Source organism: Pedomonas sp. V897 (assembly GCF_051304405.1).
Lineage (GTDB): Bacteria > Pseudomonadota > Alphaproteobacteria > Sphingomonadales > Sphingomonadaceae > Pedomonas.
Map to the genome: position 1 here is coordinate 19345 of NZ_JBPPGG010000002.1, position 16858 is coordinate 36202.

Sequence of the window (16858 nt, forward strand, 5' to 3'; positions counted from 1 at the left end):
AGCAGAAAATGCTATGATATAGAGAGTTCAAGCGATAAAAGCGCGTCATGCTTGACCGTATCGATCTTGCCATCCTCCGCGTCCTGCAAAGCAACGGGCGCATCTCCAACGTGGAACTTGCGGAAAAGGTTGGGCTATCGCCCACGCCCTGCCTGCGCCGGCTGCGGCGCCTGGAGGAGCAGGGAATCATCCGCCAGTACACCTGCCTGCTGGATCAGGAGGCCATCGGCTATCCGGTCAACTGTTTCGTCTCCGTCTCGCTCCACTCCAAGGCCGACAAGCAGATCGAAGTGTTCCAGCGCGCCATCCTGCGGGCCCCGCAGGTGATGGAGTGCTACCTGATGACCGGTACAAACGATTTCCTGCTGCGTGTCGTTGCAAAGGACCTGCGCGATTATGAGCGCTTCCTCTCCGAGACGCTGACCCGCATCGAGGGCATCAAGGAGATCAACACCAGCTTCGCGCTGAGCCAGCTCGTGCGCCGGTCCGAGCTGCCGATCTAGCCGCACCTGCAAACCTCACCTTTGCGCCACTTGGCCCCGGCTCGGCCGGTCTGCTAATCGCCCCGGAACGTTGTGTAACTTTCAGGGTTTTCAGGGGAGCGTGGCGATGGGGGCGAGGAGAGCCGCAGGCGGGTGGACGGCAAGGGCACTGGCGTTGGGCGTTGCGCCGTTTGTCCTCGTGTCCGGGGCAGCGCTGGCGGAAGACGCCGGGCCGGACATCACCGTTCTCGCCGAGCCGCTGCCGGCGTCGCCGGGCAGCCGGAGCTACAGCGTGGAGCTGCTCTCCCGCGAGGATCTGCTGCGAGAAGGGGCGGGCCGGCTTGACGATGTGCTCCGCCAGTCCGCCGGGTTCCAGCTGTTCCGCCGCTCGGACAGCCGCACGACCCATCCCACCTCGCAGGGGCCGACGCTGCGCGCGCTCGGCGGCAACGCGGCGGGCCGGGCGCTGGTGCTGCTGGACGGCGTGCCGCAGGAAGACCCCTTCGGCGGCTGGGTGCCGTGGGCGGCGCTGTCGGCGGAGCGTCTCGGCCATGTCCGCATCACCCGGGGCGGCGGCGCGGGCGCGTTCGGCGCCGGCGCGCTGGCCGGCACGATCGAACTGTTCAGCCAGCCGCTGGAGCCGCGCGTTCTGGGCAGCGCCCGCGCGGAATACGGCTCGCGCGACAGCTGGCTTGTGGCCAGTTCCGTGCAGGCGCCGCTTGGTGCGGGCGTCTTCAGCCTCGCGGGCCAGGTGGAGGAGAGCGACGGTTTCTACCTCGTGCCGAAGGCGCAGCGCGGCCCCGTCGACAGGCGGGCGAGCACCCAAGCCTGGCATGTGGAGGCGCGCGGCGCGGTGCCCCTGGGCGAGAGTGTCGAGCTGAACATGCGCGTGCTCGGGTTTCAGGACAAACACCTGAACGGCCTCGACCCTGCCCCCAACAACACCGATGGCGTGGATGCCAGTGTCCGCCTCGTCTCGCGCGGCAACTGGGCGTGGGACGTGGTGGCCTATGCCAAGGTGCGCCAGTTCGACAGCGGCTTTGCCTCGGTGCAGCAGGGGCGCACGGTGGTGGCGCCGTCCCTCGATCAGTACGACGTGCCGGCGACCGGCCTTGGCGGCAAGGCGGAGGTACGCCCGCCCATGCCGGACGGGCACATGCTCCAGCTGGGGGTGGATCTGCGCCGGAACACCGGCAAGACCAAGGAATACTTCCGCTACATGGAGGGCGCGTTCACCCGCCATCGCGAGGCCGGGGGCGACGCGCTGGTCGCGGGTGCCTATCTCGAGCACAGCTGGGAGGCGAGCGAGTCCGTCACCCTGACTGGCGGCGCGCGTCTCGACTACTGGCGCCAGTCCGATGGCCGCCGGGAGGAGCGGGATCTGGCCGATCAGGCGGTCCTGCTGCGGCAGGACTTCGCCGCGCGCAGCGACTGGCAGGCGAGCGGCCGGGTGGGCGCAAGCTGGAAGCCGTGGCAGGCCGTCGAGCTGCGCGCTGCCGCCTACACCGGTTTTCGGATGCCAACCCTCAACGAGCTCTACCGGCCTTTCCGCGTGGGCAATGACATCACGGAGGCCAACCCCGCGCTTGATCCCGAGCGGCTGAGGGGCGTGGAGGTCGGTCTGCGCTATCAGCCCATCGAGGCGGCAGGCTTCGACATCACCCTGTTCCGCAACACGGTGCGCGATGCGGTGGGCAACGTGACCGTGGGGTTCGGCCCCGGCACCTTCCCGACCGCCGGGTTCGTGCCCGCGGGCGGCGTGCTGCGCCTGCGGCAGAACATCGACAAGGCGCGCAGCCAGGGCATCGAGGCGCGCGGTCACCTGACGTTCGGCAACTGGCGGGCCGAGGCGAGCTACGCCTTCACCGACGCCAAGGTGCGCCGGTTCGAGGACGCGCCCGAACTCGAAGGGACGCGTCTTGCCCAGTCGCCGCGCCACATGGCGTCCGCCGGGCTCTCCTACACGGAGCAGGACCGCTGGGGGATCGCCGCGTCGGGCCAGTACATGGGCAAGGTGTTCGAGGATGACCTCAATTCCCGCAGCCTCTCCGACAGCTTCACGGTGGACGGCGCGGCTTGGGTGATGCTGAATCCGGCGCTGAGGCTGGAGCTGCGCGGGCAGAACCTGTTCGATGCGACGGTGGAAGCGGGCAAGTCCGCCGATGGCATCCTCACGCTTGCAGCGCCGCGGACGGTCTGGGTTGGACTTTCCTGGATGTTCGGGCAGCGCAAGGGAGACGGGCGGGCTTCAATTCAACGCGGCTAGCGGCCCGCCTGGGGGTCGCCGGATCGCTCCGTCAGCTCGATTTCCATCGACAGCGCCATCAATTCGAAGATGCGCACCAGCCGTTCCTTCTCCACGCGGGGAAGGTTGCTGAGGGCGTTCCAGATCCGCAAGACGTAGTCCGCTTCTTCCTTGCCGGTATGCTTTGGGACGGGAAGTGGGATGACATTGTCCATGAAGGGCCTCAGTGCAAAGTTCTGACGACCGAACAAAACTCAACACCGTTGCGATACCATGCGAATCAACCAAAGAGTTGTATTCAGCAACAAAACTTTAGGTTTGGTTGCGCCCTTCGTCCACCATCAAAAGTATTACGCCCCCCCATGCGGCCGTCGGGATTCCGTAGGGTAAGGCGAACGGACCATCCTGTTTCCAGCACGGTATGGCTTTTGTGCCACAGTGTCCGCAAAGAAACTTCCTAAAAATGGTATACGACCGGAAGTTGCATGGCGGGTTGCCAATTTTGCGCGAAGCGCCGCTGTTTCGCTCAAATGTGGTTGCGCTGCCAGCGTATTTCACGTTTTGCGGGTAAAGCAACAATATTGGGGCCCATGCCCGAGTGCAGTCATCCAGAAGCGCAATGCAACCAATAGTAGATAAATCGCTTATATTTCAGCAACTTGCCGCTCTGAATTTATCTTTGAAGTTGCAAAAGTCTCCCCACATAGTGCCCGGCAGGCAGGAGAGAGCACAACGCGGTTGGCAGTGCCTTCAGAACAAGAAGAAAGGATAAAACATGAAGACCAAACGGGCACGGGAGACTGAGTTGAAGCTGGATCGCGAGGTCGCGGCGCGGGTCCGGGCGCAGCGGCTCGCCAGCGGTCTGACCCAGACCGAGCTGGGCAAGCGGATTGGCGTCACCTTCCAGCAGATCCAGAAATACGAGAACGGCTCGAACCGCCTGACCGCGGGCAAGCTCATCATCCTCGCGGAAATCCTCGGTGTGTCGGTGGAGCAGTTCCTGGTGGAAGGCACCGCCAACCCGCGCACCCAGCCCGTGCCGGCAATGCAGGCGCTGACGCCGGAGCCGCAGGGCAGCACGCGCTCCCTGCACCGGGAAGTGCTCGATCTGGTGCGCGCCTTTGCCCGCATTGAAGATCCGCGCACCCGCAAGCACATCCTCACGCTTATCAAGCATCTGGGCGCGACGGTGGCCGAGCGCTCCGAGGACGGCGAGACGGAAGCCGCCTGAAACAGGACTGCCGATTGTTTTCTCGCCTCGTGCAGGGGGAGCCGTTCTTCCCCCGCATGAGGCGGAAGAAATTGCGCCGCCCTAGTCCAGCGGCAACCCCTCGTAGGCCTTGATGTGCTCCAGCACGATGTTGGAGCGCATGGTTTGCAGCCCCGGCAGGGTCATCAGCTTCTGGTTGATGAAGGCTGAGAAGGCCTCCAGATCCGGCACCACCACCTTGAGCTGATAGTCGTAGTCGCCTGTCACCATCAGGCATTCCACCACCTCCGGCATGGCGAGAATGGCGCGCCGGGTGGGTTCCACCGTTGCCTCCGCCTGCCGTTCGAGCGTGAGGTGGACCAGCGCCGTCAGGCCCAGCCCGATCTTCTTCTGGTCGAGGATGGTGGTGTAGCCGCGCACCACGCCCAGCGCTTCCAGCCGTTGCAGCCGCCGCGCGCACTGGGACGGCGAAAGATTCACCGTCTCCGACAATTCCACGTGGCTGAGGCGCGACTCCCGCTGCAGGGCGCGCAGCAGCTTCCAGTCGTATGAGTCCAGGTTCTCCGCCATAAACAGGCATCTGGCCTTTGATTGATGCGTAAATCTTGCATGGACGGGCGTTCGGGTAAAGCGGAATGCGAGGACACCGCGCGCCCCTTCGCGCCATACTTGCCCCCATAATCCGTCAAGGAGGGGAGGAAGACACCATGGCGCAGGCGCAAAAGGCTCTGGCTCGGGAAGTCCATAATCCGGCCGTCTCGGTGGATTGGGAACGGGTGGCCTACCTCCTGCATGTCTCGCGCCAGATGGACGAGGTGGAGGAGACCCGGCTGGTCCCGGAGAAGCAGGTGCTTTACCAATTCTCCGCCCGCGGCCATGACCTGGCCCAGATCCTGCTCGGCAGCCAGCTGACCCACCGTCACGACGCGGTGTGCGGCTATTACCGGTCCCGCCCGGCTCTGCTCGCCATCGGCGTGCCGCTGGAGGAGGCGCTGGCCGGTCCGCTGGCCCGCGACGGCGGCTACAGCAGCGGGCGGGATATCGGGGTCGTCTTCAACTATCCCAACCCCAACGGCCCCAGCGCGCTGCCGATGTGCGGCGGCGTCGGTACCCAATACACCCCGTCGACCGGCTGGGCGCAGGCCATCGAGTACCGCCGCACGGTGCTGGGCGAGACGGACTATGAGGGAGCCATCGCCGTGGCGCTGGGCGGCGACGGCTCGGTTGCGTCCAACGGCTTCTGGTCCGCGCTCACCATCGCCACCACGCAGAAGCTGCCGGTGCTGTTCTACATCGAGGACAACGGCTTCGGCATTTCCGTCCGCTCCCATGTGCAGACGCCGGGCGGCAACATCGCCGCGAACCTCGCCTCCTTCGGTGGCCTGAAAATTCTGGAGGGCGACGGCACGGACCCGGAGGAGGCCGCCCGCCTCACCGAGGAAGCGGTGCGCTTCGTGCGCGAGGAACGCGCGCCCCTGCTGCTCCGCCTGCGCGTGCCGCGCCTGTGCGGCCACTCGGCGCAGGACACGCAAGGCTATAAGTCGGAGGCGGAAATCGCCGCGGAAAAGGCCCGCGATCCGCTGCCCCGGCTCCAGAATTTTCTTGTGCCGGCCGTGTTCACGGCGGACGCGTGGGACGCCATCCGGCAGCGTGCCGCCGACGATGTGGCGGCGGCGCTCGAGCGCGCCCTTGCCCGTCCGCAGCCGGACCCGTCCACGCTCACCCGCCACGTGTTCAGCGAAGCCGCCAGCCATGGCGTCCAGGCCGTGCAGACCAAGGGCGGGCTGGCGGCCGAAGGCCATGTGCTCCCCAAAGGCAGCGCCACGCCCCGGCCGTCCGGGCCGCGCATCAACATGGCCGCCGCCATCCGCCGCACGCTGGAGCATGAGCTTGCCGTCAATCCCCGGATGGTGCTGTTCGGCGAGGACGTGGGCCCCAAGGGCGGCGTCCACTCGGTCAGCCAGGGGCTGCAGGCCCGGTTTGGCGAAGCGCGGGTGTTCGACACCAGCCTGTCGGAGGAAGGCATCATCGGCCGGGCCGTCGGCATGGCGCTGGCGGGGCTGATGCCGGTGCCGGAAATCCAGTTCCGCAAATATGCCGACCCCGCTGTCGAACAGCTCAACGATTGCGGCACCATTCGCTGGCGCACCCGCAACCGCTTCGCCGCGCCCATGGTCGTGCGGATGCCCGGCGGTTTCTTCAAGTGCGGCGACCCGTGGCACAGCCAGACCAACGAGGTGCAGTTCGTCCATGCCATCGGCTGGCACGTGGCGGTGCCCTCAAACGCGGAGGATGCGGTCGGCCTTCTGCGCGCCGCCCTGCGCGGCAACGATCCGGTCATCTTCTTCGAGCACCGCGCCATGCTGGACCACGGCTGGGCGCGCCGCCCCTATCCGGGCGACGACTATGTTCTGCCTTTCGGCAAGGCAAGGACCGTGCGCGAGGGGCGGGACATCACGGTGGTCACCTGGGGCGCGATGGTCGAGCGCTGCGAGCAGGCGGCGGACCTGGCGGCGAAGGAGTCGGGCCGCAGCGTGGAGGTGATCGACCTTCGCACCCTCAGCCCCTGGGACAGCGAGGCGGTGCTGGAGTCCGTCCGCCGCACCCACCGCTGCCTCGTGGTGCACGAGGACAACGGCACCGCCGGGTTCGGTGCGGAGATCCTCGCCGTGGTGGGGCGGGAGTGCTTCCTCGATCTGGACGCGCCGCTGGAGCGGTTGACGATGCCGGACATTCCGAGCCCGCACAATCCGATCCTCCTCGAAGCCGCCGTGCCGAGCCCGGAGCGCATCGCGGCCAGGATCGACGAGATGGTGCGTTTCTGAGGGACTGGGTGGGGGAGAACGACATCATGTCTGGAACCAGCACGGAAATCCTTGCGCCCTCCGACCAGCCGGACGGCACGCGCATGACGCTGATCCGCTGGCTGAAAGGCGCCGGCGACGCAGTTGCGCAAGACGAGCCCATTGCGGAGCTTGAGACCGACAAGGTGACGCTGGAGGTGGTGGCACCTACCGCCGGTGTGCTCTCGGAGATCTCGGTGCAGGCGGGCGCGGCGGTGGGCTCCGGCCAGCGCCTCGGCCTCATCCGCATCGTCGGCATCGACACCCGCGTCGAAACCCATGCGGGCGAGGATGCGGGCGCGGCGGACATGGACGTGCCCGCTGCCGATGATCCCGCCCGCCTGGAGGAGTCCGGCACGGCCTACGGCGAGGCGGGCGAGACCCGCCTCAGCCCTTCGGTGCGCCGTCTGGTGCGGCAGCACCAGCTCAATCCGGCGCTGATCCCCGGCACCGGCCGGGGCGGCCGCATCACGCGGGAGGATGTGCTCGCCTTCCTCGACCGCCAGCCGAAAGCCGCGCCGGAGGATACCGCGTTCCGGCAGGCGGCCTCCGCGCAGAGCGCGTTCACGGCAGCCCCCAGTGGTGCGGCCCCCAGTGGTGCGCCGGTTTCCGCCACGCCGGGAGGAAGCACCATCATTCCCCACGATTCCATGCGCCGCGCCATTGCCGAGCACATGGTCCGCTCCGTCGCCACCGCGCCGCATGTGACGGCCCTGTTCGAGGTGGACCTGACCCGGGTGCTGGCGGACCGGGCACGGCGGCGCGCGGAATTCCAGCAGCAGGGGGTGGACCTGACGTTCACCGCCTATTTCATCGCGGCCTCCGTCGCTGCCATGCGCGCGGTCCCTCAGGTGAACAGTCGCTTCCACGACCACGGGCTGGAGATTTTCTCCGACATCAACATCGGCATCGGCACGGCGCTGGAGGACAAGGGGTTGATCGTGCCCGTCGTTCACAAGGCGCAGGATCTGAGCCTGCTCGGCATTGCCCGGCGGCTCGAGGACATCAAGCAGCGCGCCCGCGCGAACGGCCTCAAGCCCGCCGATGTGCAGGGCGGCACCTTCACCATTTCGAACCACGGCACCAGCGGCAGCCTGATCGCCGCGCCCATCATCATCAACCAGCCCCAGTCCGCCATTCTGGGCATCGGCAAGCTGGAAAAGCGGGTTGTGGTCCGCGAGATCGACGGCTCGGACGCCATGGTCATCCGGCCCATGGCCTATGTCTCGCTCACCATCGACCACCGCGTGATCGACGGTTTCCAGACCAACAAGTGGCTCTCGACGTTCGTGCACACGCTTGAGAACTGGACTGAATGATCTTGCCAGGTTCGGGGGCTGACTCTCCGCCGCGTGCGAAAGGTCGGGCGTTGTGCCCGCGAGGTAACGGGGCGTCAGCTCTCATTGAGGATCGGCAGGCTGTAGGACTGTTTGACTTCCGTCAGCACCATGGACGAGCGGATTTCGGAAATGCCCGGCAGCTTGGAGAGGTGGTTGTAGAAGAACCGCTCGTAGGCCTTGATGTCGCGGGTGACGATGCGGAGGATGAAGTCCACCTCGCCCAGCAGGACGTGGCAGTCCTGAACTTCGGGAAAGCGCTGCACGGCTTCGGTGAATTCGGCAATCTGGGCGCGGCCCTGCGCGGTCAGCTTCACCTGCACGAACACCATGGCGTCGAACCCCATCACCTCACGGTCAAGGATGGCGACGCGCCGCTTGATGGCCCCTGCCTTTTCAAGGCGTTGGATGCGCCGCCAGCACGGGGCGTGGGACAGGCCCACATGGTCTGCGATCTGCGCAACCGACAGGCTGCCGTCCTCCTGCATGATGTGCAGAATGCGCCTGTCGATGGGGTCCAGCTTGTCGAGCATATAATCTTCTTTTTCTTGCTTCGAAGTGAAGAAAATATGCTTTTTATGTCTGTTCGACAACAGACATCGCAATGGAATTCAGCGCTGCCCGGCCTTATTATAGCGCCACTGGAAGGCCGGGCGGCACCTTGAAAAGCGTCGGGGAGGGCGCTGTGCCGCCCGGACCCCAGTCTCAAAAAAGCTTCATGGAGTGTGTCAATGACGGTCTTCTCCGCCGCGGATTTCAGCGATCACGAACAGGTGGTGTTTGTTCGGGACGCTGAGACGGGTCTCAAGGCGATTATCGCTCTTCACTCGACCGCACTTGGTCCGGCTGCCGGTGGCTGCCGGATGTGGCGCTATGCCAGCGAGGAGGAGGCCCTTCGCGACGCGCTTCGTCTGTCCCGGGGCATGTCCCTGAAGAACGCCATGGCCGATCTGGCGCTGGGCGGCGGCAAGTCGGTGATCATGGCGCCGGAGGGTAGCTATGATCGCCCGGCGCTGCTGCGCGCCTTTGGCCGCGCGGTGAACAGCCTGGGCGGCCGCTACATCACCGCCGAGGACGTGGGCACGAGCGTTGCCGACATGCTGGTCATTCGCCAGGAGACCGCCCATGTGAGCGGCCTCAACTCCGAGCCCGGCAAGGGCGGCGACCCCAGCCCCTACACGGCGCTCGGCGTCTATTCCGGCATCAAGGCCTCCGTGCGCCACAAGCTGGGCAAGGACTCGCTTGCGGGCCTGACCATTGCCGTGCAGGGCCTCGGCAATGTGGGCCGTCACCTGTGCACCATGCTGCACCGGGACGGGGCCAAACTGATCGTGACCGACATCGCGCAGGACCGGGTCAAGTCGGCGGTTGACGCCTGGGGCGCGAAGGCGGTGGGTCTGGATGAAATTCTCTCGGTGGAAGCGGACGTGCTGGCGCCCTGCGCGCTGGGCGCGGTGCTGAACGCCCAGACCATCGACACGCTGAACGTGCCGGTGGTGGCGGGCGCTGCCAACAATCAGCTGGCCACCGCCGAGGACGGCGAGCGTCTGCGCCAGCGCGGCATCCTCTATGCGCCGGACTACGTGATCAACGCGGGCGGCATCATTGCGGTGTCGCACGAAATTCTGAACCAGTTCGACGAGCCGACGGTCATCGCCAAGGTCGAGGCAATCGGTGCGCGGCTGGCCGGCATCTTCTCTCAGGCCGACAAGGAAGGGCAGTCCACCGCTGCGGTGGCCGACCGCCTTGCCGAGGAGAAGATCGCGGCGGCTCGCAAGAGCAGCACGGTGGCCTCCCGCGCCGCCTGATCGACTGACCCGTCCCGCGATCGGCGGCGGCTCCCAGCTGTCCAGGGGAAGCCGCAGAGCCGGGGATGACGAAGCGCCCATGCATCCTCTCCCGCCTTGCATGGGCGCGACGATCCAACCGAAGGGGAGCGCGGCCGCCGCGCTCCCCTTCGTGCATTCTGGCGCGGCGCCTGACCCCCTTCTTTTTTGCCGCCCGCGCGCTGGCCGGGTGCATCGGTCAAGCTGGTCGTGCGTTGATCGGGGAAAGGGCGGCCCGCGCCTCATGCAGCGGACCGGGCACGGGAGTACAGGACGGAGTAACAGGACGGAGTAGAGGACATGGCCCAGCGTCCCGAAACGATGATCTCGTCCGACATGGTCTGTTTTGTCATCCTCAAGGCGCGGGAGTATTTCGGCAAGGACGTGGTCACCATCCCCGATCCGGCCTCCAACGCCAGCGACGACGCCATGGCTTCGGTACTGGAGGATCATTCCGACGATCCCACCCAGATGCAGCTGGCCGAGTTCATTGACTCGCTCAACGACGACGAGAAGCTCGATCTGGTGGCGCTCGCCTGGCTGGGGCGCGGCGATGACACGGCCGACAACTGGGAGCGGCTGCGAACCGAGGCGCTGACCGCCCGCCACACCGCGACCACGGCCGAGTATCTTCTGGGTATGCCCATGCTTCCCGACTACCTGGAAGAGGGGCTGTCCCAGTTCGGCTTGTCGTGCACCGACTACGAGGCCGGGCGGCTTTAAGCCTGGTGCCAGTTCAGCGGACGCTCCGGCAGGGTCTTGTCGCCGCGCCCCAGGGAACCACTGCCGGCCCTGAACGTTCCGCAGTGGAACCGACTGCCGTGCCCAGGCGTGGCACCGCTGGACATGGCAAACCGGGGGGAGGACCATGACAGTGGATGGCCACAGTTCCTTGCAGCCTTCGCAGCGTGCGCCCGCCGAAGAGAGCGAATTGCTCGATCTGGCGCATGCGCTTCTAGTGGTGGCGAGGGAGAAGCCTGACAGCGCGCTGCCGGAAGGCTTGAAGCTGGCGCTGGAGCGGGTCTGCCGTATGCGTCAGCCCAACCTGTCGGCAGAGCTGCTGGATCGCATCCGGCCGATCCTGCGCCAGATGAGCTGATCGGGGCCAGATGAGCTGATCGGGGGATGAGCTGATCGGGCGCCGATCCGGGGGATTATTCGTTCAGCGCAGAGCAGGCGGGGCGGCTCCTGAGAGCGCGTCCACGGCGGTTGCGCTGCGTTCCGGTTCATCCGCGCCACAAGGTTCACCGATACGGTACGCGCCGGGGAACGCCAGCTAAGTCAAAGCGTTTCGTTGATTATACGGTCCCGATCGGAACGCCGGCACGGTGCCGGCCAGGCAAGGGGAGACCTGGATATGACGTGGCTGCTCATCATAATCATTGGCGGTATTCTCGGCTGGCTGGCCAGTAAGGTCATGGGCACGGACGCCCAGCAAGGCGTGATCCTCAACGTGGTCGTTGGCATCGTGGGTGCGCTTCTTGCAGGTCTGCTGCTCTCGCCATTGCTCGGGATTCCCCCGATCACATCCGGTAATTTTTCCATCGGCGCCCTGCTGATCTCGTTTGTGGGCGCGATCATCCTGCTGGCAATCGTCAATTTCTTCCGCCGCGGCCGGGTACGCTAGGTCTCCGGCCGCCCGGAGGCGAGCTTCCGGGCGTGGCCTGAAACGTTGCAACTGCCGCTGTCTGCCCCTGCCGGCCCACCGGCGCGGCGCAGGCGGCGGCTTCGTTTGTTTGTCTCCCGTGCCTTTTCCCCTGTGCCTTATCCATGGTTTGACAGGGGTCCGCCTGACCTCCCTTGGCCCCTCCCGCACACCTGCTGGCGGCCTGCGTTCCGCCGCGCCACGCCGGCGGTCCGGCGAGAAAACGAGGCGTTGCCGCAACTGCGGGCTGGCGAGGCGAGGCGGAACGCGGCTAGTCTTGCCCGGTCGAGGGAAGGTGGGCCTCACGGCACGTGCGGTCGGCCTTGCGCCCTGAGTTCGGGAGCAAGCCATGGAAACCATTACTATTTCTCTTGTGCTGCTGCTGGCGGTCGTGATCAGTGGCATTCTGGCCCGCCTGTCTCCGATCCCGGTGCCCCTGCCGCTGGTGCAGATCGGCTTCGGTGCGCTCATCGCCGCAACGACCGGGGAGGCGGTCAGCCTCAACCCCGAGATCTTCTTCCTGCTGCTGTTGCCGCCGCTGCTGTTTCTCGATGGCTGGCGCATCCCCAAGGAGGAGTTGTTTCACGACAAGGGCACCATTCTGGAGCTGGCCTTCGGCCTTGTGATCTTCACCGTCGTCGGCATGGGGTTCTTCATCCACTGGATGATCCCGACGATGCCGCTCCCGGTGGCCTTCGCGCTGGCCGCCATCCTGTCGCCGACCGACCCGATCGCGGTGTCGTCCATCGCCGCGCGCGTGCCGATCCCGAAGCGGATGATGCACATTCTGGAAGGCGAGTCCCTGCTGAACGACGCGTCCGGCCTTGTGTGCATGCGCTTCGCCGTGGCGGCGGCGCTGACAGGCGGGTTCTCGCTGATGACGGCTGCGGGCACGTTCCTGTGGCTGGCGCTGGGCGGTATCGCCATCGGCGTGGGTGTGACCTGGAGCATCACCTACGCCAAGGGGTGGATCACCCGCCGCATCGGCGAGGACACCGGCGCGCAGATCCTCATCAGCCTGCTCATTCCCTTCGGCGCCTACCTGGCGGCGGAGCATCTGCACGCCTCGGGCATTCTGGCGGCTGTGGCGGCGGGCATCACCATGAGCTACGCCGAGAGCGGCGGTCAGGCGCTGGCGACCACCCGGGTGCGCCGCACCGCCGTGTGGGATACGGTGCAGTTCACGGTCAACGGCATCATCTTCGTGCTGCTGGGCGAGCAGCTGCCCAAGATCGCCAGCAGCGCCGCCGAGGTGGTGCGCGCGACGGGCCGGGACGAAGTGGCGTGGCTGGCGGTCTATGTGGTGGCCACCAACTTCGCGCTGGCCGTGCTGCGGTTTGGCTGGGTGTGGGCCTCGCTGCGGTTCACCATCTACCGGCGTCGCCTCAACGGCGGGCCGGGCGCGGTGGTCTTCTCCGCCCCCAGCTGGCGGCTGGTGGCCGCCATGTCGCTGGCGGGCGTGCGCGGCGCGATCACCCTGGCAGGCGTGATGACCCTGCCGCTGGTGATGCTCGACGGCTCACCGTTCCCGGCGCGGGACGTGGCGGTCTTTATCGCCGCTGGCGTGATTATCGTCTCGCTGGCCGCGTCCAGCATCGGCCTGCCTTTCCTGCTCAAGGGCCTCAAGCTGCCGCCGGAGCCCTCTCACCACAAGGAGGAGGAGCGGGCGCGGGCATTGGCGGCGGAGGCGGCGATCAAGGCGATCGAGCTGCGCCAGCACGCCATGAGCGCCGGGCTCAGCGACGTGGACCGGTATGTGGACGTCGCCGCTCAGGTCATGGACATTTACCGCAAGCGCATCGACCGCATGCAGCGGACGGCCGAGACGGCCGAGCTGGCCGAGGAGGTGCGCAAGGCCGAACAGGTGGAGCGCGAGCTGCGCCTCGCGGGCCTGCGCGCGGAACGGGAGGAACTGTACCGCCTCGCGCGAAACCGGCTGGTCTCCGAGGAAATCATCCGCAAGCTGGTGCGCGACATCGATCTGGCGGAGACGCGCCTGCTCGCCGGCTAGGGGCGGGAAGGCAGGACTAACGGATGGTCTGAGTGAGGGCGTCCGCCAGTTCCGCGGCCGAATAGGGCTTGAGGAGCGTGATGTACCGGCCAAGCCCCGCGCTGGCCGGTACCCCTTCGCCGCCGCTGGTGAAGATCAGGGGCAGTTCGGGACAGCGCTGCCGGGCCGTTCGCGCCAGATCGATCCCGGACGCGCCCGGCAGCTTGATATCGGTGAACAGCAGGTCAACGGGGGCCGTGTCCAGCGCCTTGATCGCGGAGGCGGCGCTGTCCGCCTCCACCACGGCATAGCCGAGTTCGGACAGCATCTCGGCGGTCCAGGCGCGGATCGTTGCTTCATCCTCCACCAGCAGGACCGTGCGCTCGGGGCGGCTCCGGGGCCTGGCGGGCGGGCGAGGCAGCGCCCGCTCCGTCTCCGGCCGGGGCGGCTGGGAGAGCATGGCGCGGATCTTCCGGGCCAGGGCTTCGCGGCTGTACGGCTTGGTCAGCAGGTCGACGCCCGGATCGAGCCGGCCATCGGGGACGATGACGTTCTCCGTGTAGCCGGACGTGAACAGAACCTTGATGCGGGGAAGCCGCTCCCGCGCGAGGCGGACAAGCTCCGGGCAGTGAAGCGGGCCGGGCAGGACCACATCCGTGAACAGAAGGTCGACCGGCGTGCCGTTGGCGAGGATGTTCAGGGCGCTGCGGGCATCGCTGGCCTGCAACACCCGGTAGCCAAGCTCCCGCAACAGCGCCACGGTGGTCTCGCGCACCTCGTCGTCGTCCTCGACCACGAGAATGGTCTCGGTGCCGCCCGGCACGGGGGCGGCGGCATTGTCCACCAGCACGTCCTCGCCCTGAAGCACGTACGGCAGGTACAGCCGCACCGTGGTGCCCTTGCCCACCGTGCTGTCGATCTTCACATGGCCGCCGGACTGCTTGACGAAGCCATGCACCATCGACAGGCCGAGCCCGGTGCCCTTGCCCGCAGACTTGGTGCTGAAGAACGGCTCGAACACCTGGTCGAGCAGTTCGGGCGCGATGCCGCTGCCGGTGTCGGTGACGCCAACCATCACATACCGGCCCGGCTTCACCTCGCCGTGGCGGCAGGTGTCGTCCTCGTCGAGAACGGCGTTGCGCGCCTCGATGAGGAGGCGGCCTTCGCCCTCCATGGCATCACGGGCATTGATGGCCAGGTTGAGCAGGGCGTTCTCGAACTGTCCGGGGTCGATCAGGGCGTTGCCCAGATCCTCCGCGATATCCAGCCTGATCTCGATCGCCTGACCCAGGGTACGGCGCAACATGTCATCCATGTTGAGAATGAGCCGGCCGACGTTGACCGCCTTGGCTTCCAGCGGCTGGCGGCGGCCGAAGGCCAACAGTTGCGCGGCCAGCCGGGAGCCGCGCGTCACGCCTTCGAGGGCGTTGGCGATGCGCCGCTCGGCCCGGGGGTTGCCGGAGACGGTGCTGGCCAGCAGCTGGAGGTTGCCGGAGATCACCTGAAGCAGGTTGTTGAAGTCATGGGCAATGCCGCCGGTCAGCCGGCCCAGCGCTTCGAGCTTTTGCGCATGGCGCAGGGCGGCTTCCGCCGCGGTCCGCTCCTCGGACTCCCGCTTCAGCCGCTCCAGGGCCTCGGCCAGTTCCGCCGTGCGCTGGGCAACGCGATGCTCCAGCGTCTCGTTCAGTTGCTGGAGTTCCCGTTCCGCACGCTTCTGCTCGGTGACGTCGTGGCCCTCGATGAACACGTGGGTGAGGGTGCCTTCGGCATCGCGGATGGGCTGGAAGATCACGTTGACGAACCGCGTCTCCGGCTGTTGACCCGGCGCGCGGGAGACCTCGACCGCCACGTCGCGGCCGATGTAGGCCTCGCCCCTACGCATCACGTCCATCATCGTCTCCAGCCGCACGCCAAAGACGACATGCGGCAGGGCCTCGGGTACGGAGCGACCGATGAGATCATGGCAGGCGACAAGATCTTCGTAGGCGCGGTTGGCCAGTTCGTAGACGAGGTCATCGGCCCGCAGCAGGCACATGAAGCTGGGCGCCTGCTCGAACAGCAGCCGCAGCTGGTCGCGCTCCTGCGTCCGCAGCGCCATCTCGGAGGTCAGGCGCACATTGGCCTGATGGAGGGACTGGGCCGCCTGCTGACGTCGCCGCGCCGCCTCGCTCAACGTGGCCGCGCGGCGGCGCTCGGCCGCATGGGTTGCCGCGCTGGCAAGGGCGGCGGTGATCTTGCCCGCCAGCAGCCGGAGGAAGTGGAGATAGGCCTTGTCGGCGGCGCGATAGGGGTTGAGGCCGACGACGAGCGTGCCGACCGGGCGGTCCGCATCCCGGCTGGCAAGCGGCACCAGCGCGGCACGGGTGGGCAGTGCGCCGCAGGCGGCCGTGGGCCGGTTCGGCAGATCGCTGATGTCGATCACCTCCACGCCGCCGATGCGCCGCAGCCGCTCCAGGGTCCAGGGGACAGCGCAGGCTTTTGTCAACCGCTCCGGCGCCAGCGGATGGCCCGGGGTGAGGCCTGTGCAGCCCGCCAGCCGGGCCGGGCCGTCGCCGTCCAGCAGGTAAAGCAGGCTGAACGGAAGATCACGCGGGTGGTGGCGGAGCGTGGTCTCCACCGCCGCCACGACCGAGCGCTGATCATCCGCCAGGGCGAGGGCGGAACTCTGCTCCCACAGCAGCTTCATGCGCCGCTCGGAGATGATGCGATCGCTCTCGTCCTTGATGATGGTGAGGATGCCCTCGATCCGGCCGGACTCGCCGATGACGGGGGTGTAGGAAAGGGTGTGGTAGGTTTCCTCAAGCTGGCCCCCGCGATCGAGAAGCAGGGGACGATCCTCGTCCCAGGTGCCGACAAGCCCCTCCTCGATCTTGCGGATGCGGGCCTCGATCATCGGCCAGGCTTCGGGCCACACCTCCCGCGTGGGGCGACCCAGCGCCCACGGATGCCGGTGGCCGAGCAGCTGCCGGTAGGCATCGTTGTAGAGGAGGGTCCTTTCCGGCCCGTACATGAGGGACATGCAGAACCCGGATGTGAGCATCAGCCGGATGGTGACCTTGATGGCGTCGGGCCAGGTCTCGGGCGCGCCGATGGGGGAGGTGCTCCAGTCACAGGCGCGCATCTGCTGCGCCATTTCGCTTGTGCCGATAAAAATCGCGCTCGTGGGATATGACGCTCTGGAGACGGTCAAGTCAGCGCTCCGTCCGGCCGTGTATGGAGGGGTCCACGCTCAACACTCGAGAGACGGGCATACGACGGCAAGTGGACAGGTAATTTTTAC

At 66.9% G+C, this 16858-nt stretch carries 14 protein-coding genes; 10 read left to right on the forward strand and 4 right to left on the reverse strand.

Annotated elements, in window-relative coordinates; all coding sequences use genetic code 11:
- The first annotated feature begins 47 nt into the window (after positions 1-47).
- Positions 48-503 carry an Lrp/AsnC family transcriptional regulator gene (locus tag ACSJJU_RS06190; RefSeq protein WP_435914421.1) on the forward strand — a complete coding sequence of 152 codons (456 nt, stop codon included), beginning with the start codon at positions 48-50 and terminating at the stop codon, positions 501-503.
- 154 nt (positions 504-657) lie between these two features.
- Complete coding sequence (locus ACSJJU_RS06195) at positions 658-2748, forward strand: TonB-dependent receptor (protein WP_435914422.1); 2091 nt, start codon at positions 658-660, stop codon at positions 2746-2748.
- On the opposite strand, the gene ACSJJU_RS06200 is transcribed toward ACSJJU_RS06195, so the two are convergent.
- Entirely contained in the window at positions 2745-2942 is a 198-nt protein-coding gene (locus ACSJJU_RS06200) for a hypothetical protein (protein WP_435914423.1), read from the reverse strand. The two genes, ACSJJU_RS06195 and ACSJJU_RS06200, sit on opposite strands and share 4 nt — an antisense overlap.
- A gap of 560 nt (positions 2943-3502) precedes the next feature.
- Between ACSJJU_RS06200 and ACSJJU_RS06205 the strand changes: the two genes are divergently transcribed.
- Positions 3503-3958 carry a helix-turn-helix domain-containing protein gene (locus tag ACSJJU_RS06205; RefSeq protein ID WP_435914424.1) on the forward strand — a complete coding sequence of 152 codons (456 nt, stop codon included), beginning with the start codon at positions 3503-3505 and terminating at the stop codon, positions 3956-3958.
- Between the two features lie 81 nt (positions 3959-4039).
- On the opposite strand, the gene ACSJJU_RS06210 is transcribed toward ACSJJU_RS06205, so the two are convergent.
- Positions 4040-4507: an Lrp/AsnC family transcriptional regulator gene (locus tag ACSJJU_RS06210; protein ID WP_435914425.1), complete on the reverse strand. Its 468-nt coding sequence runs from the start codon at positions 4505-4507 to the stop codon at positions 4040-4042.
- 137 nt (positions 4508-4644) lie between these two features.
- Here ACSJJU_RS06210 and ACSJJU_RS06215 point away from each other — a divergent pair, with 137 nt between their 5' ends.
- Both ACSJJU_RS06215 and ACSJJU_RS06220 read left to right on the forward strand, forming a co-directional pair.
- The gene (locus tag ACSJJU_RS06215; RefSeq protein WP_435914427.1) at positions 4645-6762 is read left to right on the forward strand and encodes an alpha-ketoacid dehydrogenase subunit alpha/beta; all 2118 of its coding nucleotides are present in this window, start codon (positions 4645-4647) and stop codon (positions 6760-6762) included.
- A gap of 26 nt (positions 6763-6788) precedes the next feature.
- Positions 6789-8099 (forward strand): dihydrolipoamide acetyltransferase family protein, encoded by a 1311-nt coding sequence (locus ACSJJU_RS06220; RefSeq protein WP_435914429.1) that lies wholly within the window; start codon positions 6789-6791, stop codon positions 8097-8099.
- Between the two features lie 74 nt (positions 8100-8173).
- Here ACSJJU_RS06220 and ACSJJU_RS06225 read toward each other — a convergent pair whose 3' ends face one another.
- On the reverse strand, positions 8174-8650 hold the full coding sequence (locus tag ACSJJU_RS06225) for an Lrp/AsnC family transcriptional regulator (protein ID WP_435914431.1): 477 nt from the start codon (positions 8648-8650) through the stop codon (positions 8174-8176).
- A 198-nt stretch (positions 8651-8848) separates the two neighbouring features.
- Here ACSJJU_RS06225 and ACSJJU_RS06230 point away from each other — a divergent pair, with 198 nt between their 5' ends.
- The 5 genes from ACSJJU_RS06230 to ACSJJU_RS06250 all read left to right on the forward strand — a co-directional run bounded on the left by ACSJJU_RS06230 (position 8849) and on the right by ACSJJU_RS06250 (position 13599).
- Complete coding sequence (locus tag ACSJJU_RS06230; protein WP_435914433.1) at positions 8849-9925, forward strand: Leu/Phe/Val dehydrogenase; 1077 nt, start codon at positions 8849-8851, stop codon at positions 9923-9925.
- 318 nt (positions 9926-10243) lie between these two features.
- On the forward strand, positions 10244-10666 hold the full coding sequence (locus ACSJJU_RS06235) for a DUF3775 domain-containing protein (RefSeq protein ID WP_435914435.1): 423 nt from the start codon (positions 10244-10246) through the stop codon (positions 10664-10666).
- Positions 10667-10811: 145 nt separating this feature from the next.
- Positions 10812-11042, forward strand: coding sequence for a hypothetical protein (locus tag ACSJJU_RS06240; RefSeq protein WP_435914437.1), 231 nt, complete (start codon positions 10812-10814; stop codon positions 11040-11042).
- 258 nt (positions 11043-11300) lie between these two features.
- Positions 11301-11570, forward strand: coding sequence for a GlsB/YeaQ/YmgE family stress response membrane protein (locus ACSJJU_RS06245; protein ID WP_435914438.1), 270 nt, complete (start codon positions 11301-11303; stop codon positions 11568-11570).
- A 367-nt stretch (positions 11571-11937) separates the two neighbouring features.
- Positions 11938-13599, forward strand: coding sequence for a Na+/H+ antiporter (locus ACSJJU_RS06250; protein WP_435914440.1), 1662 nt, complete (start codon positions 11938-11940; stop codon positions 13597-13599).
- A gap of 16 nt (positions 13600-13615) precedes the next feature.
- On the opposite strand, the gene ACSJJU_RS06255 is transcribed toward ACSJJU_RS06250, so the two are convergent.
- Positions 13616-16711 (reverse strand): response regulator, encoded by a 3096-nt coding sequence (locus ACSJJU_RS06255; protein ID WP_435914442.1) that lies wholly within the window; start codon positions 16709-16711, stop codon positions 13616-13618.
- Positions 16712-16858 lie beyond the last annotated feature (147 nt).